A 21523-nucleotide genomic window follows, 5' to 3' on the forward strand; every position below is an offset into this window, starting at 1 on the left:
AGGACCGCATCGCCATAGGCGATGGCGGCCCCGGAGGGGTGAGGGCCAGAGGCCCGAATCAGCCTGCCCGCTGGACTTTCTTGGCGGCCCGAGACCGCCCGATTGAGCATGAAAAAAGGCCGCAAAAGCGGCCTTTGGCTGGTTGGCGCGGGCGGTCTCGAACCGCCGACCCCTACCGTGTCAAGGCGGCGCACCGGCCATTTTTGGACCGTTCTGGACTGACACGGACTGAACAAGTGCCCTAGAACCTATCGAGCGTCCGTCCTGGTCCGTCCGGATGGTAGGCTGATACGCCCTGCCGTTTGCCAGTGGTTTGCCACCGGAGTCCCCCATGGCCCGCACCAAGCGTTCCGCCCTGCTGGAGTTCTGGGCCCAGCGGCAGAAGTTGGAGCTGGGCCGGGACCACACGGAGACCCTGGCCACGGGGCGGTATCTGCTCTACTGGCGTCCACTGAACGGGGCGGCGGGGAGCTGGCGGGCTCGGTTCTACGACCCCGGCACGAAGAAGATGACCCGGCATCCACTCGGGGTGGCTGATGACTTCCTGGCGGCGGATGGGGTGGGGATCCTCACCTACGCCCAGGCCACGACGAAGGCCGAGAAGTGGTTCAAAGATCAGGAGCACAAGGCCATCCTAACCGCGGGCGGCGAGGTCCCGCCAGAGGGGCCCTACCTCGTGGCGGACGCGATGCGGGACTATCTAGCCGACCTCCGGCGCCGGGGGAAGCGCAGCGCGGACATCATCGAGACCACGATCAACGCCCATATCCTGCCCTCGCTGGGCGCCCTGGAGGTGGCTGCGCTCACCAAGGCCCGCCTCCAGAAGTGGCACCAGGGCCTCGCGGAGATCGGGCGCCGCCGCACGGGGCGGGTGCGGGAGACCCCGGACCACCTGCCCGCGCCGGTCACGCCGGAGGAGCAGCGGCAGCGCAAGGACACGGCCAACCGGATCCTGACCAGCCTGAAGGCGGGGCTGAACCTAGCGCTGGCGAACGGGAAGGTACAGGGCCCCACCCCGTGGCGGGAGGTCAAGGCGTTCAAAGACGTGGGCAACTCCCGGGTGCGGTTCCTGGTGGACGATGAGCCGCGCCTGCTGGTGGCGGCCTGCGCGGACCCGGAGTTCCGGGACCTGGTCATCGGCGGCCTGTCCAGCGGGGCCCGGTACGGCGAGCTGGGGCGCTGCGTGGTGCGGGACTTCTCGGCCACCTCACGCACGCTGTTCATCGAGTTCGGGAAGAACGGGCGGTCGCGCCACATCCACCTGGACGCCGAGGCCGTGGTTTGGTTCTCCGCGCTGGTGAAGGGGCGGGATGGTGGTGAGACCCTGTTCCGCCACACGGGCGTGGAGCGGGTCACGCGGGCCGCCTCGGACGACTGGATGCCCTACGATCAGCGGGACCGCATGGAGCGGGCCTACAAGGCGGCGGGCATCCCCAAGGTCACCTTCCACGAGCTGCGCCACACCTACGCCTCGCACCTGATCCTGAAGGGGATGCCCCTGCTCTACGTCGCCTCCCAGCTCGGCCACAGGGACACTCGCATGGTGGAGCGGCACTACGGGCACCTCGTCCAGGGCGCCGTGGCGCAGGCGGTGAAGAAGCATGCGCCGAAGCTGGGGATCTACACCGTTAATAAAAAGGCCGCCGGAGCGGCCTAGCTGCACACTTTGGCGCCAGTGCTCGGCGGGTCCAGCCGGATCCTAATGCAGGCCACCATGCGCTGGCCTGGGCCATAGCAGGCGACCCAGGCGGCCGTGTCGCTGGGCGTGGTGCTTGCCACGAAACCAGTCACCACGCCCGTCATGCGGTGGCTCTTCCCGTAGCCCAGACTCAATGTGACCGCGCGCCCCACGGGGCAGGTGCGCTCGTTCCAACGGCGACCGTAGGGGCGGAACTCCTCGGTCTTGGTGCCCGCCTTGAACGCCTCGAAGTATTCGCGCTTGAGCGGGATGAACAGCGGTGTCATCCCTGCGCCTCCTTGGGGGCGAGGGCGGCATAATTGGGGTCTGAAACAGATGGACATCCCCTTGCCAATGCGAGCCTCATATCACGGTTCTCGCTTTCCAGCTTGGCGATGCGCTCGGATTGGGCGGCGATGGTGGCCTGCTGCTCCTTCACGGCGCCTTCCGCGAGGCTGATGTTGAACGCCCAATCGCGCTTGGTCTCGGCCAGTTCCCGTGTGAGGGCGTCCAGGGACTCGATAGCTTCATTGGCATTGGCGGGCATCGGGTTCCCGTAGCCGTCGAAAGCATTCTTCTTGAGGCATTGCAGGGCCTCGCGTATCACTTCGGCGTGGTTCGTGGTGTCGGTCATGGGGGCTCCAATCCGGTTAAAAACGGTCTGCCTATTCAAATCGCATCCCCACGGGTGCGTCAGCAGTTACGTTCGGCGCGGGGGTGTTAGGCGGCCAGTTCTTTAAACTTGTTCTGTGCGACGATCAGCGCTTCGTCTTTCGTGTCGTAATGGCCGAACCATTTAGCCTTGCCATTGATTTTGATGATGACCCACCACTTCCCACGATTGAATGTGACGCCCTTGCCGGGGATGTCGTATCGGTCTTTGTTCTGGTTGTTCTCCGCCTGAGTGCAGGCCCGGAGGTTGCACTTGCGGTTGTCCAGACGGTCCAGGTTGATGTGATCCACCACCAAGGGATAAGGCGGGGCCTCCATGATCAGACGGTGCAGGGCCACGGTTCGGCGCTTGCGGGGGGCTGTCTGGATCTTGGCGAGCAGATACCCCTGGCGACTCCAAAACCAAGCGTGTTCATCGAGGATGTGAAGGTCGTCCTCGTCTATCTGGATTTCCTTACCCTTGATGAATACGTGCATGGTCTTCCCTTTAGACTTGGTTGCGGATGTTTAGGCGAACTTCGGTTAATTGAAAATGCTGAGCTTATGGCTTTATCTGGTATGCCGGTTCCCCGATTAGACGAACTGGCGAGTACGCCAAGCGCTAGTTGGGCGCTATCGGAAGGCCGTGAACTCAAGGCATTCCTCGTTGTGTGTGACCTTCACCAGCTCCAGATATGCATCCGGGTGGCTCTCCTTCAGTTCGCGGAACCAATTCCGGGCCACGCGCTCCCCGTCCTGGTTCCAGGATTCGACTACCTCGAATCGGTTGGTCTTTACGGTTGAAACTCGCTGTCTGATTTCAAAAGTGGTTCCCATCGCTCTCTCCTCGTCGCGCTGCCCAACCATCTCGCTCAACCTGCGCTCCCTGTGGTCGCCGGACCCGCGCAAGCGCGGCCCGGGTTAGCTCGGGGCGTTAGGCGTCCAATTCACGCACTGAAATCTCAAACTTGGGCTTCCCGTTGCAGGTGACGACTACGGGCGCCCCGTTCTCAATTACATGCTGTGCTACGGCGCCACAAGCTGGCCCAGTAACATCCTGCTTTCCATCCCCCCATGTGCATCCGTCCTTCAACACATGGCCCGCATAGATCCTGTTCGTCAAAGGGCTGGTTCCTACGTGCAATTTCCGCATCGCCTAACCTCTGCATCAACTCGGACCCCAGCGCGGGTGCGAAGTGGTTTCTGATGGGTCCGGCCCTGCGCTGGGGCCGGTTATGCGTGGCCGTTAGGCGTCACCCAGCACGGCATCTACTTCATGGGCAATCATGTGAGGCTGATGTCCCAATGGGGTCTCCTTGCGGTAGCGCCGAAGAAGCCGCTCCATCTCTCGGCAGCGGCGATCCATGGCGGCCAAGTCCCCAAGCTTTTGGATATAGAGGGCCTGGAGACTCTCAAAGTCATTGAAGCTACTCGGTTGTGGGCACCCAGTAGAGTCGTGGCGACAGCCACACAACAAGCAGTTCATCATCGCCTAACCTCCCGCTCAACTCGGACCCCGCCTTCGTTTCCTCGCTCATGTTCGTTCCTTTCTGGCCCACGGCTGGCCCGGTGAGCTTGGCTCGTTAGGTAGGCTCGTATGTCGCCTCGAAAATGTCAGGCTTGCAGGGATAGAACTCGCCCTTCACGCCCTGAATGATCCAGTCGCCCGGGATGGCTCGGTGGTTTCCCTCCAGCGTGAAGATTTCCATTTCTGGAGCTTCTTCACACCCAAGGGCCATGGCCTTTCCCCCGTTGCTGTTGACCCAGGCAAGGATGGATCGTCCCGCCATGGCATCAATAAACTGAAGTGCCTCGATCACCACGGGTTTCTTGCGGAATTTCATGGGTTCTCCTTGTTGGTTTCGATTCGGCTTTCTAACGTGTCGCTCAGCATCGGACCCCGGCTACGCCGTGGCCGAGCTAGCTCCGAAGTTATGCCGCACTGTTCTCCCGCTCCCTCGCCACCCTCTGCATCTCCCAGATGGTGATGCGGCGCTGGCGGCCAACAAGGAAGGTCTTCATGTTCCACTCCTTGATCAGGTCGAACATCATCGACCGGCCGCAACGGAAGTACTCGGCGGCCTCCTCGATGGTGTAGATATCGTGGGGCAGCGGGGCGCGAAGCACTTCGACCGGGACAGGTTCGATCATGCTGTCGCCAACGGAAACCGACTCGTAGCCCATGAACGGCTTGTCCAGTTTGACGCGCCAGGGGGTGGCCGACTGGTCCTGTTCAACGATCACTCCGGCTCCAGCGCCCTCCCAGATGCCGTGGAGAATCACCTTGTCGCCTACGTGAAAAACGATCTTAGGGGCTTTCTTCTTATTCATGCCGTCCTCCCCAGCCCACGCGCCCGCAGCCGTGCCCGGTATCGCCTGTTCCGCTCGCGGTAGACCGCGCGGCAGGCCTCGCACGGCTGCGAGCCGCCACAGCGGGCGCAGCGCCCCTGGGCTCGACGGGCCTCGCGGATGGCCCTCTGGCGCTCCGTGTGAGCCTCGGCGCAGACGCCGCACCACTTCGTGGCTGGCATGCGCTCGCGCTGGCAGCACTGGGTGCAGAGGTTCAGGACCACGGCCACGATGCGGTGCTTGCGCTGATATTTTCGGGTCGCCTCGTTCGTCATCAGGCGACAGGCCTGGCACATGGGACGGCCCGGCTCGGCCTGGGCGTGCCCGCACTGGGTGCAGATTCCGGCGGCACGGCGGGCACGGTAGCGGCGGCGGCTCTGGGTGGCGGCGTGGTTGGTTTTCATGAAAACCTCACAAGGAGGACGATGCAGATCGCGAGAATGAAGACCGGGACAGCCAGGACGGCGAACAGATAGGCCCCGGTGGCAGTGCCTCGATACATCCGGCTCATGCCGCACTCCGCTGGATCCGCGCCAGGGCCTCACCAGCCACGCGGGTGGCCTGCTCAGGGAATTCGAGGATCAACTGGAACGCCAGGGCGTCCATGGTCACGAGGTGGCCCAGTTCGTCCTTCTGGGCCTGCAGGACTGCCATGAGGGGCGCGAAGTCCGGCAGCTTGGCGACGGGGCCGATGACGTCCAGCACGGCGTCCGGGTTGGCGTGCCCGTGGTCGTTGAGGTAGGGGCGGAGGTGCTCGAGGAGGCGGGTGGTCATGGGCCGGGCTCCAGGGCGACGCGGAGGTCCCATCCACGCAGACGCTTGGGCGGGAGCGCCTCTTGAATCTGTAGGAGCACGTAGCCGGGCTCGTCTTTATCGAGCATTGCGATGATCCGCTCCCGCTCCTCGCGGGCGCCCTGGGCCTTGATGGCGATGCACTCCTCGAACAGCCACTTGGGCACAGTCATCCGCTTGGTGTGGTCGCGGCTGCTGATGATGGTGTAGGGTGGGTCCGGGGGCGTTGTCTCGTCCACGTGGGAGCAGGTGCGGGGCAGATCCCATGCACCCGGTGCTACGGGGCACCGCTGGCCATGGGTCAGCGTCTCGCCTTCGCGCGCGGTGGCGTGGCAGGCTGGGCAGAGAATGAACTTGGGCTCGGGCTCGGCCTTCGTCGTGCGTTTCATCTCGGCCAGGAGGTTGTCCGCGCATTCGGCGGCCTTGGCCCATCCGAAGGCGCCACGGTTGGTTTCGTCGGCCCTGGCTCCTGCCCAGAGGGTGGCCGCCACCAGTGCCCTCAGATCTTCCGGGTGCATGCGATTCATGCCGCCACCTCCCCAATCTCGTCCAGCGAGAAACACACCCGGATCTTCAGCCCGTAGGCCGCAGCCAACTCGGTGCGGCAACCCTTCGACCGCTGCCAGTCACCCGTGAGCACGATGACGTCACAGGTCTCCAGGTGGCTCAGGCACTCGCGCATGGCGGGCTCCCAGGCTTCCTCGATGGTCAGGTCAGGGAAATACGGCAGGGCGATGTGCGGCACGAAGGGCACATGGCCCAGGGCTCGCACCTGCTGGCCCACGGCCTGGGCGTGGGCGATGTTCAGGGCCACGCAGGCGGGGTCGGTGGAGGTGTAGGGGCTGGCGCAGTAGACCCTCATGGCTGTCTCCGCCTACCGGGGCCGGGATGCTGGATGCCGCCGTAGAACACGTCAGCCATCCAGCGGCCATTCTTGATAGCGTGCTTCCACTGCCAGCACAGGCGGCGCTCTGAGGCCGGGGTGATCCGGGTGGTCCTCTTCCAGAGTCTCCACCACTTCGGGTTCCGGCTCATTCCTGCCTCCATTCCACGCCGATCTCCAGCGTGCGGAAGTCCACCCAGGTCCCCTCACCCACAGCCGCGAGAGCCTGCTGGGTGAGGGATGGGCCCGCCGGGATGAACGGCAGCGGGCCCGCGGCGATGTGGTAGGCGAAGGGGGTCACTGAATGGCTCCCTTCGACTCGAACTGAAACCGGACTTCCTTCGCGCTCGTCTTGGCCGCCAAGAGGTGAGCAGATGCCACACGCTCCAGGTGCTCGCAGACGCGGGCCTCTTCTTGGCTGAGGGTGCTACGGTCCGTCCGGGCGGCGATGTTTGAACACCGGACCACCTTCCTCACGCCCATCTTGTAGCCACGAGAGGCGAGGTCCACGCGGGCGTGACTGTCCGCCACCTCGAACGCCTCGCCGGGGATGCACCGGAGGACGATGTTGTGCTGACGATCCAACTTCCTCCGCCACTGGGCTGTGACGGACTTGAAGCGGTTGGAGGACGCGGACTGGTTGATCACGGCCGCCAGCTCATCGTATGGGATCCGGGTGCCGATCTTCGGGACACCGTAGTGTTCGAGGAGTTTGTCTACGTCAGGCCCGGTGGGGACTCCCCCGAAGTAGAGGGTTGGTTTCGCCATCACTTCACCGACTTCACGGTGGCGGTGAAGGTGCCGAACCTCCCCGGCTTGTCGGGGCTGCTGGGGCGCCAGTCACACAGACCGGCGTACCTGCCCGCGAAGTTGAGGATGGTCTGAAGCGCATCCTCGGTGATCATGTCGTCCAGCACCGTCACGGTGCCTTCGATAGCCCACTGGTCGAAGCGCGGGCGCACCCGGACATGCTTGGCCTTGCCGATCTTGGCCCGCTTGCTGAACAACTGGAAGCCATGATCGGCAGCAGCCTTTTCGTGGATGGTGAAGTCCGGCTCGTCCATGAGCGCTTGGAAGGGCGCAAAGGGGACAGGCTTCTCGTTGACCAGCAAGGGCCAGGAGGCCTGATCGACTACGATGCCGCTCTGGGTCAGGGACTTGAACGTGCCCTTCCCCTTCCCGGTCGGACACTTCACGCCCCCCTCGCGGAGCAAGGTCATGATGTTGTCGGATGGGATGACGAACTGCCCGTTCTCGACATAGGCGTAACCAAGCCAGGTGAAAGCAGGGGTGCGATCATCTCCAGGCTCACTCTTGCCTTTGTTCGCGGGGTCCGTCTGCCACTTTTTCAGGAACCCCTGGAAAGCGAGGTTGTCCTGGTGCATGAGCAGGGGAGTCTGACCTTCGAGTGCGATCTGATACGTGCGAGCTTTCATGTGATTTCCCTTTTGGATTCGTGTGTGATGCGGGGTTACGAGGCCCGCGAATTAACGCCTTGTTCCTAGCCTTGCCCGGCCACGCCTTACCTGACCGCGCACCGTTCCATGCCGTGCCCAGCCTTGCCCCGCCTTGCCTTGCCTGACCGCGCCGCGCCGCGTTCCTTGCCCAGCCCGGCCGAACCTAGCCTGGCCCGACATTGCCTGGTTCCATGCCCTGCCAAGCCTCGCCATGCCGTGCCGAACCGTACCGTGTTCCTTGCCATGCCCGGCCTCGCCCAGCCGTGCCTTGCCTGGCCAGGTGGTCATCGAATCGCCAGCGAGTCTTCGGCGTAGAACTCCACCCCTGGCACCTTCGCGTCGGCCTTCATGCTCTTGGCGTAGGCGTCGAGCGCCTGGAGGTTGACGGTCTTGAACTGATCCGGCACCAGGGCGGCGTCGATGACCCGGGCCTTCCAGATCTTGCGCATGGCCGCGCCGCGGGGCTTCTCGACCACCGGTGCCACGTAGCTGGCAATCGGAGCCGCAGCCGCCTGCGTGGCCATGGCCTTCTCCTCCAGCGCCTCGGCGGTGGCGGTGTCACCGGACACGGCAGCCTGCTCAGCCTGGACCAGCAGGGCCTCTGCGGCGGCCTGCTCCTCGGCCTGGCGCTGGCGGTCGGCCTCCTCCTGGCGCCGGGCCTCAGCGGCGGCGAGGGCGGCGATGCGGGCCTGCTCCTGCTGGAAGGTGGTGATGCTGCCCTTGAGGACCGTCTCAGCCTTGGCCAGCAGCTCGGCGGGGGCGCGGAAGAAGTCCATGATGGCCTTCTTGGCGTCGTCCAGCGGCCGGGTCATGGCCTTGCGGGTCTCCTCCAGCCGGGCGGCCTTGGCCTTGATCTCCCGGGTCTGGTCCACCGCGGCCTGGCACTCCTCCGCGGTGGTGATCTTGACGGCCTGGATCAGGCCCAGGGTGCTCTCGGCGTCCTGGGCGAGGGCCTGGGCCTCGGGGGTGATGAGGGCGAGGGTGGCGTCCATCAGAAGCTCCCGGCCTCGGGCATGGGGAGGACGATCTCGTTGGCGTAGCCGCGGTCGTTGACCACCAGCTGGATCTCGATGCCGTCGAGGAGTTCCTTGAGGTTCTGGAGGTCCAGGGCCTCACCGGCGGCGGGGGCTTCGAGCCCGGCAGCCAGGTGCAGGCGGTCGATGTTCAGGCCGGCGTAGTAGTCCGCCTTCGACCCGTTGAACTTGATGATCTGGTCGATCTCGATGGCGGACTCGACGCTCTTGTAGGAGGCGACGAAGACGGCCTGCGCGGCGAACTTCTGGAGCTTCTGCGGGTCCGTGATCTCCTTGAGATCGGTCAGGAAGACCGCGTGCTGGCCAGGGGCGAGGGTCTGGGTGGTGACGTTGGGGGGCGTCCAGGACATGATGGTGTTCCTTTAAGAGACAGCCGGAAGCGGCTGGTAGGTGGTGGGTTTGGTTTCGTTGACGATCCGCACGTAGCGGGCGCTCCAGGTCTCGCCCTTGGCGGCGATCTTCTGGTTGCAGAGTTTTTCGCGCAGCTTGACGAACTCCTCGGCCTTCATCCGAGCGAGCGTCGGCCCGTTCTTCCCGGGCAGCAGGTGGCCGGCCTTGGCCATGTAGGAGCGCAGGCAGTCGCGATCGATCTTGAAGGCGCCGATGAGCTGATTCAGGGCCTCGTACTGCACGGCGCTGATGCCACCGCCGGCCTCGTCGGTGTCGTAGGTGGGGAGAGGGTCAACCCCGTCCACGAAGTCGCTGGCCTCCTGGCTCACAGGGCTGGCCTCGGGGGGATCCATCTGGGCGATGACGCCGCCGGCCGTGGTGGGGGCATCGTCCGGGTGCAGGATGAACCGCAGCTTGGTGATCTCCTCCTTGAGCGCGGGCATGGCAGCGCGGCCCTCGGCCTCGAAGTCCGCGATGAGCGCCTTGCGGGTCTTCTCCTCCATGCCCAGGGAGACTTCGGAGAGCTCCACCATGGCGGCCACCCAGTCGGCGGGGGGTTCAGAGATCGGCTGTGAAGTCGCGCCAGTCGAGGTGTTCGTCACCGCGCTCGAAGCCGTCTGGGCCTTCGCCGCGTCCTGGGTAGGGCGCGGCGTCACCCGCTCCCTCGCATTGGTGGGGACGGCAGGTTTCACCGCCCCCTGGGCCGCCGGCTGAGCGGCGCCCTGCGCCCTCGGGGTGGTGGCCCGTGATGCCGCCGGTGCCGCGGGAGTGGCCGTTCCGTGTGTGGCCGTTGCCGGGGCTGGGGCGGGGTTGGGTTCGGGGGAAAGTTCGGCACCGCTGTCACGCCAGGCTCGAAGCTCCTGGCCCACCTCGGTCCCGAGCGGGATGCTGCGACCCTCGAAGAGCCCTGTGCGGTCCTTGGTGGCGATGGCGTGGTGGGTGGCGCGGTCCACATCGAAGAACACGCCGAACTCGTATTCCATGCCGTCGGAGCTGATGGGGGCCAGGCCGATCTTCCGCACCGAGCTCTTGCCCTTGTCGTCCTGCTCCAGCGCGTATTCCATCTTCGACCGGAGGGTGCAAACCACGTGGATCTTCGACTGGAGCAGGGTCTCCACGAACTTGTTGTGGAGCTGCTTCATGTCGTTCCAGTTGGTGAAGGAATTTCCCCCCCTTGCATCCTTCTGGGACTTCTGGTCCAGGATGCCGCCGCTGGCGGCCCACTCATGGGTCAGGGAGTCGATGACCACGGCCTCGTAGCCGTTGTCGATGGCGGCCTTCAGCCCCTCCAGATACTTCTGGGTGGTGAAGGGGGCCTCGATCTCCACCACGTCGAAGTCCCAGGCGCCGGCCGAATCGGCGGTGCCGGCGTAGTAGCTGGCGCTCCGGTTCTCCGTGTCGATGACCAGGACCTTCCCGGTGGGGGCCAGCCCCTTGGCGACGCCGATGGCGCCCCAGGTCTTGCCGGACCCGGTGGGGCCGCCCACGGCCACCTTCAGGTAGACGCGCTCGCGTACTGCTTTTTTGATCTGGATGGCCATGCTTACTCCTGTGAAGTGGTAGCGGTTGTGGTCGTGCGCGGCGTCAGGTCCAGAACCCAGCCCCGGCCGCCACAGAACTGGCAGCTGCCGTAGGCGTAGTCCGTGGGGGTCTGGCCGGTGCCGGCGCAGTAGTCGCAGCGGGTGGAGCTCATGCTGGCTTCCGCTGCACAAAGGGCGACGCCAGGTCGCTCAGATTGAAAACGGTGGGGTGGGCTCGCTCGATGCGCTCGGCCTCGTTGGTATCGGCAGTCGGGCAGCCCTTCAGAGCTAGCGCGTGGCTGGGGAAGCGCCGCTGGAACTCGGCGGCCTGGACCGACTGTGCCTGCGCCAGGTGGCGGGCGTGGATCCAGGTCTTCAGGACGAACTTGATCTTGGGAAGGACCGCCAGGGCCTCTTCGATCTCGGCCGTGGTGGGCTGATCAAAGCAGAGGCGCTGGATCTCCTTGGTGTAAGCCAGGAGGTCTTCGGGGGCGATCTGTTCGGTGGTGCGGATCTGCATAGCTTCTCCGTCGCGCCGTGAGCGCAGGTATCCCGCTCGGCCTGCCCGCCGAGGGTGATGGGTGAAAGGCTGGTGAGTGCGTCAGCGCCCTACGTGGGCCCTGGAGAAACCGCCGCGCCTTGCCTGGGAGGCGGTTTCCTCAAGGTCTGCTCCGGCTACTTCATTTGGGCCTCCTGTGCTCGACAGGACTAGCTTACGATTTCCGTTAGTGAGCGCAAGGGGAAAATTTACACTTTCTGTAAGTCTTGCGCTGACAAAAAGAAAGCCCCGATAAATCGGGGCTCGGGGTGGGGGTGGTGGGGTATCAGGCGGGGAGGTCCTTGCCACAGAACCGGCAGACGATGGCCTCCCGCTTCACTAGCTCGGCGCAGTAGGGGCACTTCTTCTGCTGGCCCGTGCGCAGGGAGTCCTTCTCCATCTGTCGCCGGTCGGGCCGTGCCACAGCGGCGATGATGAACCCGATCAGGGGGCTCAGGACCAGGCTCACCAGGACCCCGCCGGCCCAGGAGTGACCCTTACCTTTCCAGTAGCTGCCGACGGCGAACGACAGCACGATCCAGAGGAAGAAGATAAAGCACTCCATCAGGGGGCTCCGGCGATGGCCTTCAGGCGAATGGTTGCGATCTCTGCGGCCAGTCTACGCTGAGGGCAGTCCTGCATCGGCAGGTCCTCGTAGTGACGACTCAGGGCACCAATGAAGGCGTCCACACTGGCATTCTGGTACCGCTGTACAGCCACCTCGGGGATGAGGGCGCAGGCGGCCCACCTGTCGGCCTGGACCTCCACCTTGTGCGCCCGGGCCGGCGAGGCCGCCCCCGAGTGCTTGAGCAGGTGCCCCACCTCATGGGCCAGAAGCCAGATGCGCTCGAGGGGCCCCGACGTGATGGGCAACATGATCAATGGAGGGGCACCTCGCATAATGCACCCGGGGGGCACGAATAGGGCGCCAGGCACATCCCCAACCCCTACAAGCGCCCCACGCCGGAGGGCATGCGCTTCCAAGTCCTCGAATTTAGGATATTTTCGGCCGTACCAGGGGGGCACCATCGGCATAGAGTATTGCCGCAGTGTTTGGGATTCAACCCTGCGATGGCGTGTTGTTTCTTGCTGTATTCAACATTGTTAGCCCAAACCGATACCACTGCAGGGTGGCAGCATCCGAGTAGGTTTCGGCGACCTCATACCCCAGGCTGTCCCGCAGCATGGACCTGGCGTGGCGCAGCTCGATGGCCTCCGGCTTCAGGTCCTCGGCCCACAGATCGTCAAGGTCCACCTGGAAGAAATCGGGCGCAAGGTCAAGCATTCGTTTTGATGGGGGTCGATCTCGCTGGTCCATGAACCCCTGCAGGGTGGCGGGCGCCATCTCCAAACCCTGGGCGATTGCCTCAAAGGGGACACCACTGGCAACTTTCGCCTTGACCAGCTTGACGAACAGGTCCCGATTCCATTTCCGCATGCCCACAGTTTCTGTAAATACATGCTTTTCCGCAACCTTACGGATTTCGTAAGATTCTCCCTTGCCCGACTTACGGAAAGTGTTAGTTTTGGAGGTATGCGAGGCACTGGAACGACCCTCCAACAGAAGAGCGAAGCCCTGGCGACCATCATCGGCTGCCACCCCGGGACCGTCTACCGCGCCATCAAGCCGCGGGAGGACATGACGAAGCCGGCGGACTGTGGCGCCCCCCTCGCTGCCGCCATTCACCACGCCAGCAATGGGGCGTTTCCTGGGTGGGAAATCCGCCCGGACATCTGGCAGCCCGGGCAGGTCCCGCCGCGGCCTCACTGGCTGCCCCCATCGCTGGGGATGGCCGGCTGATGAAACTCCACCACCGTCCCCGGCCCGCGTTTCAGGGTCATCAGGCGCCGAGCCAGCCATGGCCGCAGTGCCTGGGGACCGTGCACGATCAGATCTTCCATCGACAGGAAAATCACGATCTGAATATCTCTCTGGTTCCGGCTGCCCCTGGAACTGGGGGCTACTGCGCCCGGGTCAGTTAGAGCTGATCCGGGCGTTTTCCCTTCACCTGCAAATTCCAAGGAATTCACCATGTGTAGCAGTGTGGGCAGCACTTCACCTCAAGACCAGCCGGATAATTTTGACGAGACCGCCCTCCGCCGGCATAAACGGAGACTTCGGGAACAGGCCGAGCATTGTGGCCGCCCCCTCAAGGCCATCGCCAGCGGCATGGGCTTGGCCGACCAGTCCCAGCTCACCCGCTGGTTGCAGGACCAATACCGGGATTCAATGGGCTCTCATTGGGTCGAGGCGTGGACGCGCGAGGTCGGCCACGGCTATCTCAATTACATAAATTCTGAGTGCGAGCATGCGCATTCCCACGCTCACCAGACGGCTGAGGCCCTGGCAGCACTCTTTATCCGAATGGCAGGGAAGCAGGCCGGGCAGACCATCGAGCACATTCATAGCGGTGGTGTCTATACGGGCCACGAGAAGCAGATCGACCTGCCGGGGTGGCTGAAAATCCAATCCGTCGTTGGCCAGATCATAGAAGATCTTGAGCGCGAAGGCGCGGAAGGGGGCCGGTCATGATGCCCTTCGCCGCCATCGGGCGCCAGCCCAGCCTGGACGCCACCCAGCCGGACATCGAGACGATGTGCGCGTGGGACCTCGAGTCTGAGGTCGCCGTCTGCCGCTACTACCAGGACTACCACAAGGCCGAGGCTAAGGCCATCGGGAAGTTGAACCCCTCGGTCCACACCCATGAGGCCTACGGCTGGTACCGCCGCCGCATCCGCGTCCAGGAGCTGCTGGAGCGGAAGGTGGGGGTGTCGGCATGAGCCCAGAAGCTATGCAAGCCGCACTGCTCCAGGCCGCGGAGACCCGCATGGAGGGCCTGCTCAAGGTCGAGCGGGAACACATCGCCGCCCTGCGCCAACTCATCGCCAAGGGCCTCAAGGCTCCCGAGCCAGAGGCGCAGCCATGACCCGCCCCACCTGCCCCCGATGCAACGACCTGGGCTGGGTCGAAGAGCCCTACACCCCCAATGGGTTCAAGCCTACCCTGCGCTTCACGCCATGCCCGGACTGTAACTCCCACGCCGTGCTCGCCACCCGTGGCGAGACGCTGGGCCTGCTGCTGGCCTTCGCGCTGCTCATCGCCCTGGTGGCGTGGGTGGCGGCCTCATGAGCCGGCGCCCATGCAAAGAACGAATGGTGACCGCCGTCGTCATGCGGATCGAAGGGCTGACATACCGGGAGATCGGAGAATCCTTGGGTGTCAGCACGGAACGAGCCGCACAACTCGTCCGTCACGGGGTGCGCTATGTGGCCCCCCAGATCAAATCAATGTGGTACTACCCTTCCGACGATACAAAGCGTTTCCTCTGGGAGATGCAGGCTGCGCATGCGCTGGGGCAGCGAATCTCCTTTATGCCGGTGCGACGATGAGCGCCTCCACCATCAAGTTCGACAACCTGCTCACCGAGGCCCGCTACGCCTTCCACGCCGGGGATTTCGCCAGGGCGGAGGAGCTGCTGCGCGAGGCGCTGGCGCTTGCTGCCGAAGGAGAGGTGCATGCGTGAGCTACACCTTTTTGCAGGAGCGGGGGGCGGAATCCTCGGCGGACTCCTTCTCGGCCATGTGCCAGTCTGCGCCGTCGAGCTGGAGGCATACCCTCGGTCTGTCCTCATCCAGCGCCAGCGAGACGGGCTCTTGCCTTGGTTCCCCGTGTGGGATGACGTTTGCACCTTCGACGGAAACCCCTGGCGAGGGCGGGTTGACATCATCGCCGGCGGCTTCCCCTGCCAGGACATCAGCAGTGCCGGTAAGGGCGCCGGAATCGACGGTGCCAGGTCTGGGCTTTGGGGCGAGTTTGCCCGGATCGTTGACGAGGTTCGACCCAGCTTCGTCCTTGTGGAGAACTCCCCAATGCTCACTTCTCGCGGGCTTGGACGAGTTCTTGGCGACCTGGCCACGCTGGGGTTCGATGCGGAATGGGGTGTGCTGGGCGCGGACGATGCCGGGGCACCTCACATCCGAAAGCGGATCTGGATTCTGGCCCACGCCGAACGTCCCGAACGGCGGCCGCAGGGTGCCAGAGAATGCAACCGTCAAGGGTGGGGCGGTGCCGACCGCCTACCTGCCCAACGGGAAGAAGTGCCAAGTGGGCCTGGAGCAGGCCGTGAAGTGGTGGCCCACGCCGGTAGCGGATGGGGACAGGACCACGAACTACGCACAGGGCGGGACCTCGCTGGGGTTCGCTGTGAGGAACTGGCCGACGCCCACAGCCGTGACGAACACAGGCGGCGCAGCCCTCTGCAAATGGGGAGGCAGCGGAGCGCGGGCGAAGTTGCGGACGATGGTCACACCCCAGGAACTCAATGGAGCGTTGAACCCGCCTTGGGTCGAGTGGCTCATGGGGTGGCCCATCGGGTGGACCGACTTAGAGCCATTGGAAACGGCCAAGTTCCAGCAGTGGCTGCGCTCGCATGGGAGACCCTGCGAGGACGGACCCAGCAACGACGGGAGGCGGTAGCATGAGCGCCCCCGAGATCATGCGCCCCAACCCGCTGGACCAGGCCCTGCGCCTGCTCTCGCTCGGGTTCAGTGTCATCCCCCTCCGGGCCCGGGACAAGCGCCCGGCCCTGAACTCCTGGAAGCCCTACCAGGAGCGCCGGGCCACGATGGAGGAGGTGCACAGCTGGTTCGACGGCGGGGTGGACCTCAACATCGGCATCGTCACCGGCGCAGTCTCCAACTTGGTGGCCGTGGACGGCGATAGCCTGGACGCGGTGAACTGGCTGCACGGGACGCACCCGAGCCCCATGCGCACCCGGACCGGCAAGGGGAAGCACTTCTTCTTCCGCCACCCCGGCGTGGTCATCAAGAACAACGTGAAGCTCGGCGGCATGGCCCTGGACGTCCGCGGGGACGGCGGCTATGTCGTGGCCCCCGGTTCGATCCACCCGAACGGGGCGATGTACGAGGAGGAGGGCCAGTGGGCCCCGGGCGCCACGCTCCCCATGTTCCAGCCGGCCTGGTTGGGCACCAAGGTCACGCCGCTCCCCCGGGCCGCCCACACGGACGGGGACAAGCGGGTGGTGGCATACCTGGACGCGACGCCCGGGGCAGTGGAGGGACAGGGCGGAGATGCCCACACCTTCCGTGTAGCCTGCAAGCTCGTCCGGGGGTTCAGCCTGAACGACCAGCAGGCCCTGGAATACCTGATGGCCTGGAACTCGAAGTGCGTGCCGGCCTGGTCCGAGGCTGACCTCCGGGTCAAGGTGGCGAGCGCCCGGGAGAACGGCACGGAGCCCTTCGGCTACCTCCTGGACGCGCCACAGCCCCTGCGCACCAGCTACACGCCCCTGTCGCCTGCCGCGCCCACCCTGGACGACGGCGGGGCCGTGGGCCTCCAGGACATCCTGACCCACACCAAGGACGGCGGGATCAAGAAGACCCCGGGCAACCTGGCCAAGATCCTCCGCATGGACGCACGCTGGGGCCCCGCCCTGGCCTTGAACGAGATGACGCAGGCCGTCATGTTCAACGGCCAGGACCAGGCCGACGCCTTCGTGGACTGGGTGCAGGAGCAGATCGAGGACCACCACGGCGTGGCCTTCGGGCGCGAGGACATCGCCGCGAAGATCATGGCCGCGGCTGGGGGTCACCCCGTGCACCCCGTCCGGGAGTGGCTGAAGACCCTGCGGTGGGACGGCACCGAGCGAATCCACCGGGTGGGCAGGGAGATCCTGCGGGCCGAGAGCGCCCTCTCCACCCACTACCTGCGCTGCACGATGGTCGGTGCCTGCCGGCGGGTCCTGCAGCCCGGGACCAAGCTGGACACCCTGCCCGTGCTGGTGGGTGACCAAGGGCTCGGCAAGTCCACCTTCTGGCGCACCCTCATCGGGGACCAGTGGTTCGGCGACAGCCCTCTAGACGTCGAGTCCAAGGACGGCTTCATGGTCATGCACCGGAAGTGGTGCACGGAGCTGGCCGAGCTGGACCACACCACGGGCACCAAGGCCATCGAGCGGGTGAAGGCCTTCCTCTCATCCTCCGAGGACGTCTACCGCCCACCCTACGGCCGGACGGCGCTGGCCTTCCGCCGGTCCGGGTTCCTTGTGGGCACCACCAACCAGGAGTCATTTCTATTTGACCCCACCGGGTCACGCCGCTTCTGGCCGATCTGCTGCACACACATCGACATGGACCTGCTGAAGAAGTGGCGGGACCAGCTCTGGGCCGAGGCCATGGACCTGGAGAGCAAGGGCGTGCACCACTGGCTGGACGAGGCCCGGGAGGGCATGCGGGCAAAGGATGCTGCCCGGTTCGAGGCTGAGGACCCCTGGGAGGAGTTGATCCACCAGGCTGTGGAGGCCATCGACATCGCTGCGATTGGCCGGGGCCTCGGCCGGCCTGCCGGCTACAGCCTGTCGGGACTGTTGACACACATGGGGATACCTTCCGCCCAGCACACCAACGCGGCCGGTCAGCGGCTCGCCAAGCTCCTTCGCAAGAAGGGGTGGGTCCGGTCCCTGACCGGGGAGAGGAGGGTGGCGGTATGGGTCCAACCCGAATCTTGAGAGGGGTGAGAGCCCCGAGAGAGGGGTGTGAAATAGGGCTCAAACCCGCATGGGCGTTAGCTCTGAGAGGGGTGAGAGGGTGGTTTTCGGTTTCCAACACTTTGCCGTATTCCCGCCACAGCATGCTCTCTGTCTTTCCCTTATTTCTTTATATCTCTCTCTCTCCTCTCTCTCCTCTCTCTATTCCATATCTCTCAAGGGAATTTTCCCGAGAGGGGTCTCTCATCCGAGAGGGGTTGACCCCTCTCAACTGCGAGGTGATCTCATGACCTTCGACGGCGGCCCACCCCTCGGTGGGTTCTGCGCACCCAAGCGGAAGACCCAGCCCACCCCCGAGACCAAGGAGCGCCGGCTCCAGATCGCCTACCTGAAGCGGTGCGGCCTGCCTGTCCGGCAGGTGGCGGTGCAGAAGGTGGGATGCGCCCAGTTCGGCAAGAGGCCCGTCTACTTCGGCCAGAAAGGCATGAGCGACCTGCGGGCCGACCTGGTGGGCACCCCGGTCCAGATCTACGTCGAGGTCAAGGCGCCGGGTCGCATGGAGCCCTGCGGCAAGGCGGAGCGGGAGCACTACGCCGAGCAGCTCGCCTACCTGGCCGCCAAGCGGGCTGACGGGCACGTCGCCCTCATGGCGGACAGCGTGTTTCTGATCTGGGCCGCCCTGGTCGGCGCCGGGTTCCAGGTTCGGAACCCCTGGCAGTGCATGCGCTCGATGCTCTACGCTGCGGGCCTGCGGCCTGACCCGACCGGGACGGTGGCGGCATGAGCCGGGCACTTCGGGCAAAACACCGCGAGTTCGCCGACACCCTGCTGGCGGACCCCACCATGAACGCAACCCGCTCATACATGGCGGTTTATCCCAAGTGTGGCGAGGAGGCTGCGCGGAGGAACGCGGCGCGCCTGCTGACAAGGGCTGACATTGCAGAATATATGAGCAACGCCATCCAGGAGCGCTCGGCCCGGACGGCTGTGGACCAGGACTACGTGGTCACCGGGCTGCTGGAGGTGACGAAGCGCTGCCTTCAGCGCGAGCCGCTCATGATCGGCCGCGGGAAGGACCGGCGGCAGGCTGTCGAGTTTGTGACCACGCCAGAGGGCGATGAGGTGCTTGCCCAGGTCTTCCAGTTCGACTCGACGGGGGCCAACCGTGCACTGGAGTTGCTGGGCAAGCACCTGGGAATCTTCGTGGATCGGACTGAGGTTACCGGCAAGGACGGGGCCAGCCTCTTCAGTGAGGAGCAGGTCCTGGCGATGGCCGAGATCATCAAGACTAAGCGGGGGGGCAAGTAGTGACCCTGCCGCTCCTCGCCTATGCCGTGGGCCAATGGGCCGGGTACAAGCCCGCCCCGCACCACTGGCTGATCGCCGATAAGCTGGAGGCGGTGGCGCGGGGTGAGTGCCGGCGGCTAATGGTGTTCATGCCGCCTCGCCACGGGAAGAGCATGGAGGCTTCTGAGTTCTTCCCTGCCTGGTGGCTGGCACAGAACCCGGACCGCTACATCATCGCGGCCACCTACGCCCAGGACCTAGCAGACGACTTCGGCCGGAAGGTGCGGAACCACTGCCGGACACCCCAGCACCACGCCATGTTCCCCGGCTTCCGGCTCAAAGAAGACAGCCAGGCGGCCAGCCGGTTCCACACGGAGCAGGGCGGCGTCTACTACGGCGTCGGCGTCGGCGGGCCCGTCACGGGGCGCGGGGCGCACCTGCTGCTGATCGACGACCCAATCAAGGGCCGGGAGGACGCGGAGAGTGAGGCCAAGCGGCGGCAACTCAAGGACTGGTACACGAGCGTGGCTCGCACGCGCCTCATGCCAGGCGGGGCCATCGTGGTCATCCAGACCCGCTGGCACGAGGACGACCTCGCTGGCTGGCTGCTGCGCGACCATGCGCACGAGCAGTGGGATGTCCTGAGCCTGCCCGCCATCGCCGAGGAAGGCGACCCAATGGGGCGGAAGGCCGGCGCCGCCCTCTGGCCCGAGGCCTACCCACTGAACGAGCTGGAGGCCATCCGGCGCTCCATTGGGACACGTGACTGGACCGCGCTCTACCAACAGCGCCCCGCACCTGTCGAGGGTGGCCTGGTGAAGCTGCCCTGGTTCCGCCGCTACATGACCCCGCCAGCCCATCCCCGCCGGGTCATCCAGTCCTGGGACACCGCCATGAAGGCCGGAGACGTGAACGACCCGAGCTGCGGGCAGACCTGGAGCGAGACGGAGACCGGCTACTACAAGCTGGACAACCTGACACGCCGGATGGAATATCCCGACCTCAAACGGGCGATCCTGTCCAGCGCCGAGCGGTGGAACCCGCAATCCATCCTCGTGGAAGACAAGGCCAGCGGGCAGAGCATCGTCCAGGACCTGCGCACCACGACCAACCTGCCCATCATCCCGATCGAGCCAAAGGGTGACAAGGTGGTCCGCCTGCTGGCGGTGTCGGCCCTCATCGAGTCCGGCAGGGTGTGGCTGCCTGAATCGGCCCCCTGGCTTATGGACTTCGAGGCCGAGGTGATGGCCTTTCCGAATGGCCGGCACGACGACCAGGTGGACGCGATGACCCAGGCCCTCACCTACCTCAGCACGGGCGGCGGTGGCCAGGGCCTCCTGGACTACATGCGCGAGATGGCGGAAGCCAGCAAACCAAAGGAGAGGGCATCGTAATGGGCCAACCAATTCCACCCATCCAGCCCTACTTCGGCACGGGCCGCATCGTCTGGCACGAGGCGCAGGATGCCGCCCGCCCGGTGAACTACCTGCTGGCGATGCAGGTCGAGACACCCCACCGCTGCCCCTACTGCCAGACCCTTATCCTCACCACCGCCGCCGTGCGCTGTGGCTCTTGTGGAGCGCCGAGATGACAATCCTGCACCCCTACTGCCCGCAATGCGGTCGCCCCTACATCTTGGTCACGGCAAAAGAATCACCGGTTGGGCTCCCTGGGTGGAGAACGGATTGCGCTTGCATCTCTCTGGCGGGTCCACCGCCAGGCCAAGGCGGAATGGCCTATCACAAGGACTCCCTTCGCTTGGCGGTCATCCGCGAGCAGATGGGTGGCATCAAGGCCGAGGATTCAACCATGTGGGCCTCTGCCATGGAGGGCATCAAGGCCCTGGGCGGTGACTGTGAGGCGGCTGCAAAGGAGGCGCGGGCATGACCTCAGACGTCCTGGACATCCTCCAGACCCTCGAGCGCCTGGCGGCGGGGGAGATCAGCGTGGAGCAACTGCTGGCGACCTGCGGCGGGCGGCAATGGTACCTGCCCACACTCCGGCGCTACCATCAGGTCCAGCGCCACCGCGCCATCGTCCGGTTCCCGAGCCGGGACTACAAGGTGGTCGCGCGGCACTTCAACGTGAGCATCGGCGTGGTGTATCGGGCTTGGAAGATGGGGGCGGCGTCGTGACACCACTCGAACAGATCAAGGCACTGGATGATGACCACATTGGGGAGATTGAGGTCACGGACCAGGAAAACGCCGTGGCCTTGCTCAAGAGCGAACTCCTGGCCCTGTGGGAGGCCATGGAGCGGGTCCACGTCGGAGGGTTCCAAACGGCTGAGGAGGAGGTCGCTGCGGCGGAAGCCTGTGATGCTGCGGTGGAAGCCCTAAACACCGCCGCAGCTGAGGCTGTTCGGGCCCTCACATAATCTTTTCCGCACTCTGAAGGCAATAAAAATGCCCTGACCCAATTCTGCCATCTGAGGCATT

39 protein-coding genes are annotated in these 21523 nt (G+C 65.0%); 17 read left to right on the top strand and 22 right to left on the bottom strand.

The window, feature by feature from the left end:
* Positions 1-331: 331 nt before the first annotated feature.
* On the top strand, positions 332-1657 hold the full coding sequence (locus NOV65_RS09670) for a tyrosine-type recombinase/integrase (protein WP_257306253.1): 1326 nt from the start codon (positions 332-334) through the stop codon (positions 1655-1657).
* Here NOV65_RS09670 and NOV65_RS09675 read toward each other — a convergent pair.
* The 22 genes from NOV65_RS09675 to NOV65_RS09775 form a co-directional block, all read right to left on the bottom strand.
* On the bottom strand, positions 1654-1965 hold the full coding sequence (locus tag NOV65_RS09675; protein WP_257306254.1) for a hypothetical protein: 312 nt from the start codon (positions 1963-1965) through the stop codon (positions 1654-1656). The two genes, NOV65_RS09670 and NOV65_RS09675, sit on opposite strands and share 4 nt — an antisense overlap.
* Positions 1962-2312 carry a hypothetical protein gene (locus NOV65_RS09680; protein ID WP_257306255.1) on the bottom strand — a complete coding sequence of 117 codons (351 nt, stop codon included), beginning with the start codon at positions 2310-2312 and terminating at the stop codon, positions 1962-1964. The genes NOV65_RS09675 and NOV65_RS09680 overlap by 4 nt, the downstream gene beginning before the upstream one ends.
* A gap of 86 nt (positions 2313-2398) precedes the next feature.
* Complete coding sequence (locus NOV65_RS09685) at positions 2399-2827, bottom strand: HNH endonuclease (protein WP_257306256.1); 429 nt, start codon at positions 2825-2827, stop codon at positions 2399-2401.
* A gap of 135 nt (positions 2828-2962) precedes the next feature.
* On the bottom strand, positions 2963-3205 hold the full coding sequence (locus NOV65_RS09690) for a hypothetical protein (protein WP_257306257.1): 243 nt from the start codon (positions 3203-3205) through the stop codon (positions 2963-2965).
* Between the two features lie 58 nt (positions 3206-3263).
* A complete protein-coding gene (locus NOV65_RS15610; RefSeq protein WP_425250849.1) occupies positions 3264-3482 on the bottom strand; it encodes a DUF7446 family protein in 219 nt (72 codons plus the stop codon).
* Between the two features lie 430 nt (positions 3483-3912).
* Positions 3913-4173 carry a PGDYG domain-containing protein gene (locus NOV65_RS09695; RefSeq protein WP_257306258.1) on the bottom strand — a complete coding sequence of 87 codons (261 nt, stop codon included), beginning with the start codon at positions 4171-4173 and terminating at the stop codon, positions 3913-3915.
* Positions 4174-4261: 88 nt separating this feature from the next.
* The gene (locus NOV65_RS09700; RefSeq protein WP_257306259.1) at positions 4262-4660 is read right to left on the bottom strand and encodes a MerR family transcriptional regulator; all 399 of its coding nucleotides are present in this window, start codon (positions 4658-4660) and stop codon (positions 4262-4264) included.
* The gene (locus NOV65_RS09705; RefSeq protein ID WP_257306260.1) at positions 4657-5082 is read right to left on the bottom strand and encodes a hypothetical protein; all 426 of its coding nucleotides are present in this window, start codon (positions 5080-5082) and stop codon (positions 4657-4659) included. The genes NOV65_RS09700 and NOV65_RS09705 overlap by 4 nt, the downstream gene beginning before the upstream one ends.
* Positions 5083-5185: 103 nt before the next feature.
* A complete protein-coding gene (locus tag NOV65_RS09710; protein WP_257306261.1) occupies positions 5186-5452 on the bottom strand; it encodes a hypothetical protein in 267 nt (88 codons plus the stop codon).
* Entirely contained in the window at positions 5449-5997 is a 549-nt protein-coding gene (locus NOV65_RS09715) for a hypothetical protein (RefSeq protein ID WP_257306262.1), read from the bottom strand. The genes NOV65_RS09710 and NOV65_RS09715 overlap by 4 nt, the downstream gene beginning before the upstream one ends.
* Positions 5994-6332, bottom strand: coding sequence for a DUF4406 domain-containing protein (locus NOV65_RS09720; protein WP_257306263.1), 339 nt, complete (start codon positions 6330-6332; stop codon positions 5994-5996). The genes NOV65_RS09715 and NOV65_RS09720 overlap by 4 nt, the downstream gene beginning before the upstream one ends.
* Positions 6333-6501: 169 nt before the next feature.
* Complete coding sequence (locus tag NOV65_RS09725; RefSeq protein WP_257306264.1) at positions 6502-6654, bottom strand: hypothetical protein; 153 nt, start codon at positions 6652-6654, stop codon at positions 6502-6504.
* Positions 6651-7121 carry a hypothetical protein gene (locus tag NOV65_RS09730; RefSeq protein WP_257306265.1) on the bottom strand — a complete coding sequence of 157 codons (471 nt, stop codon included), beginning with the start codon at positions 7119-7121 and terminating at the stop codon, positions 6651-6653. The genes NOV65_RS09725 and NOV65_RS09730 overlap by 4 nt, the downstream gene beginning before the upstream one ends.
* Positions 7121-7789, bottom strand: coding sequence for a hypothetical protein (locus tag NOV65_RS09735; RefSeq protein WP_257306266.1), 669 nt, complete (start codon positions 7787-7789; stop codon positions 7121-7123). The genes NOV65_RS09730 and NOV65_RS09735 overlap by 1 nt, the downstream gene beginning before the upstream one ends.
* Before the next feature lie 305 nt (positions 7790-8094).
* Complete coding sequence (locus tag NOV65_RS09740) at positions 8095-8802, bottom strand: hypothetical protein (RefSeq protein WP_257306267.1); 708 nt, start codon at positions 8800-8802, stop codon at positions 8095-8097.
* The gene (locus NOV65_RS09745) at positions 8802-9194 is read right to left on the bottom strand and encodes a hypothetical protein (protein WP_257306268.1); all 393 of its coding nucleotides are present in this window, start codon (positions 9192-9194) and stop codon (positions 8802-8804) included. Before NOV65_RS09745 ends, NOV65_RS09740 begins: the two co-directional genes overlap by 1 nt.
* A 12-nt stretch (positions 9195-9206) precedes the next feature.
* On the bottom strand, positions 9207-10775 hold the full coding sequence (locus tag NOV65_RS09750) for an ATP-binding protein (RefSeq protein WP_257306269.1): 1569 nt from the start codon (positions 10773-10775) through the stop codon (positions 9207-9209).
* Positions 10776-10777: 2 nt separating this feature from the next.
* Positions 10778-10927: a hypothetical protein gene (locus tag NOV65_RS09755; RefSeq protein WP_257306270.1), complete on the bottom strand. Its 150-nt coding sequence runs from the start codon at positions 10925-10927 to the stop codon at positions 10778-10780.
* The gene (locus NOV65_RS09760) at positions 10924-11274 is read right to left on the bottom strand and encodes a hypothetical protein (RefSeq protein ID WP_257306271.1); all 351 of its coding nucleotides are present in this window, start codon (positions 11272-11274) and stop codon (positions 10924-10926) included. Before NOV65_RS09760 ends, NOV65_RS09755 begins: the two co-directional genes overlap by 4 nt.
* A gap of 304 nt (positions 11275-11578) precedes the next feature.
* On the bottom strand, positions 11579-11857 hold the full coding sequence (locus tag NOV65_RS09765; protein ID WP_257306272.1) for a zinc ribbon domain-containing protein: 279 nt from the start codon (positions 11855-11857) through the stop codon (positions 11579-11581).
* Positions 11857-12168, bottom strand: coding sequence for an ImmA/IrrE family metallo-endopeptidase (locus tag NOV65_RS09770; protein ID WP_482184091.1), 312 nt, complete (start codon positions 12166-12168; stop codon positions 11857-11859). Before NOV65_RS09770 ends, NOV65_RS09765 begins: the two co-directional genes overlap by 1 nt.
* Before the next feature lie 184 nt (positions 12169-12352).
* Positions 12353-12730, bottom strand: coding sequence for a hypothetical protein (locus NOV65_RS09775; RefSeq protein WP_257306273.1), 378 nt, complete (start codon positions 12728-12730; stop codon positions 12353-12355).
* A gap of 96 nt (positions 12731-12826) precedes the next feature.
* On the opposite strand from NOV65_RS09775, the gene NOV65_RS09780 reads away from it, so the two are divergent.
* From NOV65_RS09780 to NOV65_RS09845, 16 genes are all read left to right on the top strand, one after another.
* Positions 12827-13093 (top strand): hypothetical protein, encoded by a 267-nt coding sequence (locus NOV65_RS09780; RefSeq protein ID WP_257306274.1) that lies wholly within the window; start codon positions 12827-12829, stop codon positions 13091-13093.
* Positions 13094-13324: 231 nt separating this feature from the next.
* Positions 13325-13825 (top strand): hypothetical protein, encoded by a 501-nt coding sequence (locus NOV65_RS09785; protein ID WP_257306275.1) that lies wholly within the window; start codon positions 13325-13327, stop codon positions 13823-13825.
* On the top strand, positions 13822-14073 hold the full coding sequence (locus tag NOV65_RS09790; protein ID WP_257306276.1) for a hypothetical protein: 252 nt from the start codon (positions 13822-13824) through the stop codon (positions 14071-14073). The genes NOV65_RS09785 and NOV65_RS09790 overlap by 4 nt, the downstream gene beginning before the upstream one ends.
* A complete protein-coding gene (locus NOV65_RS09795) occupies positions 14070-14219 on the top strand; it encodes a hypothetical protein (RefSeq protein WP_257306277.1) in 150 nt (49 codons plus the stop codon). The genes NOV65_RS09790 and NOV65_RS09795 overlap by 4 nt, the downstream gene beginning before the upstream one ends.
* Positions 14216-14422, top strand: coding sequence for a hypothetical protein (locus NOV65_RS09800; RefSeq protein ID WP_257306278.1), 207 nt, complete (start codon positions 14216-14218; stop codon positions 14420-14422). The genes NOV65_RS09795 and NOV65_RS09800 overlap by 4 nt, the downstream gene beginning before the upstream one ends.
* 41 nt (positions 14423-14463) lie before the next feature.
* Positions 14464-14682 (top strand): sigma factor-like helix-turn-helix DNA-binding protein, encoded by a 219-nt coding sequence (locus NOV65_RS15615; RefSeq protein ID WP_425250855.1) that lies wholly within the window; start codon positions 14464-14466, stop codon positions 14680-14682.
* Complete coding sequence (locus NOV65_RS09805) at positions 14679-14816, top strand: hypothetical protein (protein ID WP_257306279.1); 138 nt, start codon at positions 14679-14681, stop codon at positions 14814-14816. Before NOV65_RS15615 ends, NOV65_RS09805 begins: the two co-directional genes overlap by 4 nt.
* Entirely contained in the window at positions 14809-15774 is a 966-nt protein-coding gene (locus NOV65_RS15620; RefSeq protein WP_425250850.1) for a DNA cytosine methyltransferase, read from the top strand. The genes NOV65_RS09805 and NOV65_RS15620 overlap by 8 nt, the downstream gene beginning before the upstream one ends.
* Positions 15771-17819, top strand: coding sequence for a VapE domain-containing protein (locus tag NOV65_RS09810; RefSeq protein WP_257306280.1), 2049 nt, complete (start codon positions 15771-15773; stop codon positions 17817-17819). The genes NOV65_RS15620 and NOV65_RS09810 overlap by 4 nt, the downstream gene beginning before the upstream one ends.
* A 265-nt stretch (positions 17820-18084) precedes the next feature.
* Entirely contained in the window at positions 18085-18582 is a 498-nt protein-coding gene (locus tag NOV65_RS09815) for a hypothetical protein (RefSeq protein WP_257306281.1), read from the top strand.
* Positions 18579-19106 carry a terminase small subunit gene (locus NOV65_RS09820; protein WP_257306282.1) on the top strand — a complete coding sequence of 176 codons (528 nt, stop codon included), beginning with the start codon at positions 18579-18581 and terminating at the stop codon, positions 19104-19106. Before NOV65_RS09815 ends, NOV65_RS09820 begins: the two co-directional genes overlap by 4 nt.
* Positions 19106-20479: a phage terminase large subunit gene (terL, locus tag NOV65_RS09825; RefSeq protein WP_257306283.1), complete on the top strand. Its 1374-nt coding sequence runs from the start codon at positions 19106-19108 to the stop codon at positions 20477-20479. The genes NOV65_RS09820 and terL overlap by 1 nt, the downstream gene beginning before the upstream one ends.
* Positions 20479-20676, top strand: a complete 198-nt coding sequence (locus NOV65_RS09830; RefSeq protein WP_257306284.1) for a hypothetical protein — start codon at positions 20479-20481, stop codon at positions 20674-20676. Before terL ends, NOV65_RS09830 begins: the two co-directional genes overlap by 1 nt.
* Positions 20677-20816: 140 nt before the next feature.
* Positions 20817-20972, top strand: coding sequence for a hypothetical protein (locus tag NOV65_RS09835; protein ID WP_257306285.1), 156 nt, complete (start codon positions 20817-20819; stop codon positions 20970-20972).
* Positions 20969-21220 carry a Mor transcription activator family protein gene (locus NOV65_RS09840; RefSeq protein WP_257306286.1) on the top strand — a complete coding sequence of 84 codons (252 nt, stop codon included), beginning with the start codon at positions 20969-20971 and terminating at the stop codon, positions 21218-21220. The genes NOV65_RS09835 and NOV65_RS09840 overlap by 4 nt, the downstream gene beginning before the upstream one ends.
* Entirely contained in the window at positions 21217-21462 is a 246-nt protein-coding gene (locus tag NOV65_RS09845; RefSeq protein WP_257306287.1) for a hypothetical protein, read from the top strand. Before NOV65_RS09840 ends, NOV65_RS09845 begins: the two co-directional genes overlap by 4 nt.
* Positions 21463-21523 lie beyond the last annotated feature (61 nt).

The organism is Geothrix campi, assembly GCF_024609265.1.
Classification (GTDB): Bacteria; Acidobacteriota; Holophagae; order Holophagales; family Holophagaceae; genus Geothrix; species Geothrix campi.

Coding starts and splice junctions, on each gene's coding strand:
- NOV65_RS09815 (WP_257306281.1), top strand. CDS start 18,085: ATGACCTTCGACGGCGGCCCACCCCTCGGTGGGTTCTGCGCACCCAAG.
- NOV65_RS09695 (WP_257306258.1), bottom strand. CDS start 4,173: ATGAAATTCCGCAAGAAACCCGTGGTGATCGAGGCACTTCAGTTTATT.
- NOV65_RS09750 (WP_257306269.1), bottom strand. CDS start 10,775: ATGGCCATCCAGATCAAAAAAGCAGTACGCGAGCGCGTCTACCTGAAG.
- NOV65_RS09835 (WP_257306285.1), top strand. CDS start 20,817: ATGGCCTATCACAAGGACTCCCTTCGCTTGGCGGTCATCCGCGAGCAG.
- NOV65_RS09745 (WP_257306268.1), bottom strand. CDS start 9,194: ATGTCCTGGACGCCCCCCAACGTCACCACCCAGACCCTCGCCCCTGGC.
- NOV65_RS09765 (WP_257306272.1), bottom strand. CDS start 11,857: ATGGAGTGCTTTATCTTCTTCCTCTGGATCGTGCTGTCGTTCGCCGTC.
- NOV65_RS09830 (WP_257306284.1), top strand. CDS start 20,479: ATGGGCCAACCAATTCCACCCATCCAGCCCTACTTCGGCACGGGCCGC.
- NOV65_RS09800 (WP_257306278.1), top strand. CDS start 14,216: ATGACCCGCCCCACCTGCCCCCGATGCAACGACCTGGGCTGGGTCGAA.
- NOV65_RS09700 (WP_257306259.1), bottom strand. CDS start 4,660: ATGAATAAGAAGAAAGCCCCTAAGATCGTTTTTCACGTAGGCGACAAG.
- NOV65_RS09670 (WP_257306253.1), top strand. CDS start 332: ATGGCCCGCACCAAGCGTTCCGCCCTGCTGGAGTTCTGGGCCCAGCGG.
- NOV65_RS09795 (WP_257306277.1), top strand. CDS start 14,070: ATGAGCCCAGAAGCTATGCAAGCCGCACTGCTCCAGGCCGCGGAGACC.
- NOV65_RS09740 (WP_257306267.1), bottom strand. CDS start 8,802: ATGGACGCCACCCTCGCCCTCATCACCCCCGAGGCCCAGGCCCTCGCC.
- NOV65_RS09675 (WP_257306254.1), bottom strand. CDS start 1,965: ATGACACCGCTGTTCATCCCGCTCAAGCGCGAATACTTCGAGGCGTTC.
- NOV65_RS09790 (WP_257306276.1), top strand. CDS start 13,822: ATGATGCCCTTCGCCGCCATCGGGCGCCAGCCCAGCCTGGACGCCACC.
- NOV65_RS09820 (WP_257306282.1), top strand. CDS start 18,579: ATGAGCCGGGCACTTCGGGCAAAACACCGCGAGTTCGCCGACACCCTG.
- NOV65_RS09730 (WP_257306265.1), bottom strand. CDS start 7,121: ATGGCGAAACCAACCCTCTACTTCGGGGGAGTCCCCACCGGGCCTGAC.
- NOV65_RS09785 (WP_257306275.1), top strand. CDS start 13,325: ATGTGTAGCAGTGTGGGCAGCACTTCACCTCAAGACCAGCCGGATAAT.
- NOV65_RS09770 (WP_482184091.1), bottom strand. CDS start 12,168: ATGTTGCCCATCACGTCGGGGCCCCTCGAGCGCATCTGGCTTCTGGCC.
- NOV65_RS09735 (WP_257306266.1), bottom strand. CDS start 7,789: ATGAAAGCTCGCACGTATCAGATCGCACTCGAAGGTCAGACTCCCCTG.
- NOV65_RS15615 (WP_425250855.1), top strand. CDS start 14,464: ATGCGGATCGAAGGGCTGACATACCGGGAGATCGGAGAATCCTTGGGT.
- NOV65_RS09775 (WP_257306273.1), bottom strand. CDS start 12,730: ATGCGGAAATGGAATCGGGACCTGTTCGTCAAGCTGGTCAAGGCGAAA.
- NOV65_RS15610 (WP_425250849.1), bottom strand. CDS start 3,482: ATGCGGAAATTGCACGTAGGAACCAGCCCTTTGACGAACAGGATCTAT.
- NOV65_RS09780 (WP_257306274.1), top strand. CDS start 12,827: ATGCGAGGCACTGGAACGACCCTCCAACAGAAGAGCGAAGCCCTGGCG.
- NOV65_RS09805 (WP_257306279.1), top strand. CDS start 14,679: ATGAGCGCCTCCACCATCAAGTTCGACAACCTGCTCACCGAGGCCCGC.
- NOV65_RS09755 (WP_257306270.1), bottom strand. CDS start 10,927: ATGAGCTCCACCCGCTGCGACTACTGCGCCGGCACCGGCCAGACCCCC.
- NOV65_RS09685 (WP_257306256.1), bottom strand. CDS start 2,827: ATGCACGTATTCATCAAGGGTAAGGAAATCCAGATAGACGAGGACGAC.
- NOV65_RS09720 (WP_257306263.1), bottom strand. CDS start 6,332: ATGAGGGTCTACTGCGCCAGCCCCTACACCTCCACCGACCCCGCCTGC.
- NOV65_RS09810 (WP_257306280.1), top strand. CDS start 15,771: ATGAGCGCCCCCGAGATCATGCGCCCCAACCCGCTGGACCAGGCCCTG.
- NOV65_RS09705 (WP_257306260.1), bottom strand. CDS start 5,082: ATGAAAACCAACCACGCCGCCACCCAGAGCCGCCGCCGCTACCGTGCC.
- NOV65_RS15620 (WP_425250850.1), top strand. CDS start 14,809: ATGCGTGAGCTACACCTTTTTGCAGGAGCGGGGGGCGGAATCCTCGGC.
- NOV65_RS09715 (WP_257306262.1), bottom strand. CDS start 5,997: ATGAATCGCATGCACCCGGAAGATCTGAGGGCACTGGTGGCGGCCACC.
- NOV65_RS09840 (WP_257306286.1), top strand. CDS start 20,969: ATGACCTCAGACGTCCTGGACATCCTCCAGACCCTCGAGCGCCTGGCG.
- NOV65_RS09680 (WP_257306255.1), bottom strand. CDS start 2,312: ATGACCGACACCACGAACCACGCCGAAGTGATACGCGAGGCCCTGCAA.
- NOV65_RS09710 (WP_257306261.1), bottom strand. CDS start 5,452: ATGACCACCCGCCTCCTCGAGCACCTCCGCCCCTACCTCAACGACCAC.
- NOV65_RS09760 (WP_257306271.1), bottom strand. CDS start 11,274: ATGCAGATCCGCACCACCGAACAGATCGCCCCCGAAGACCTCCTGGCT.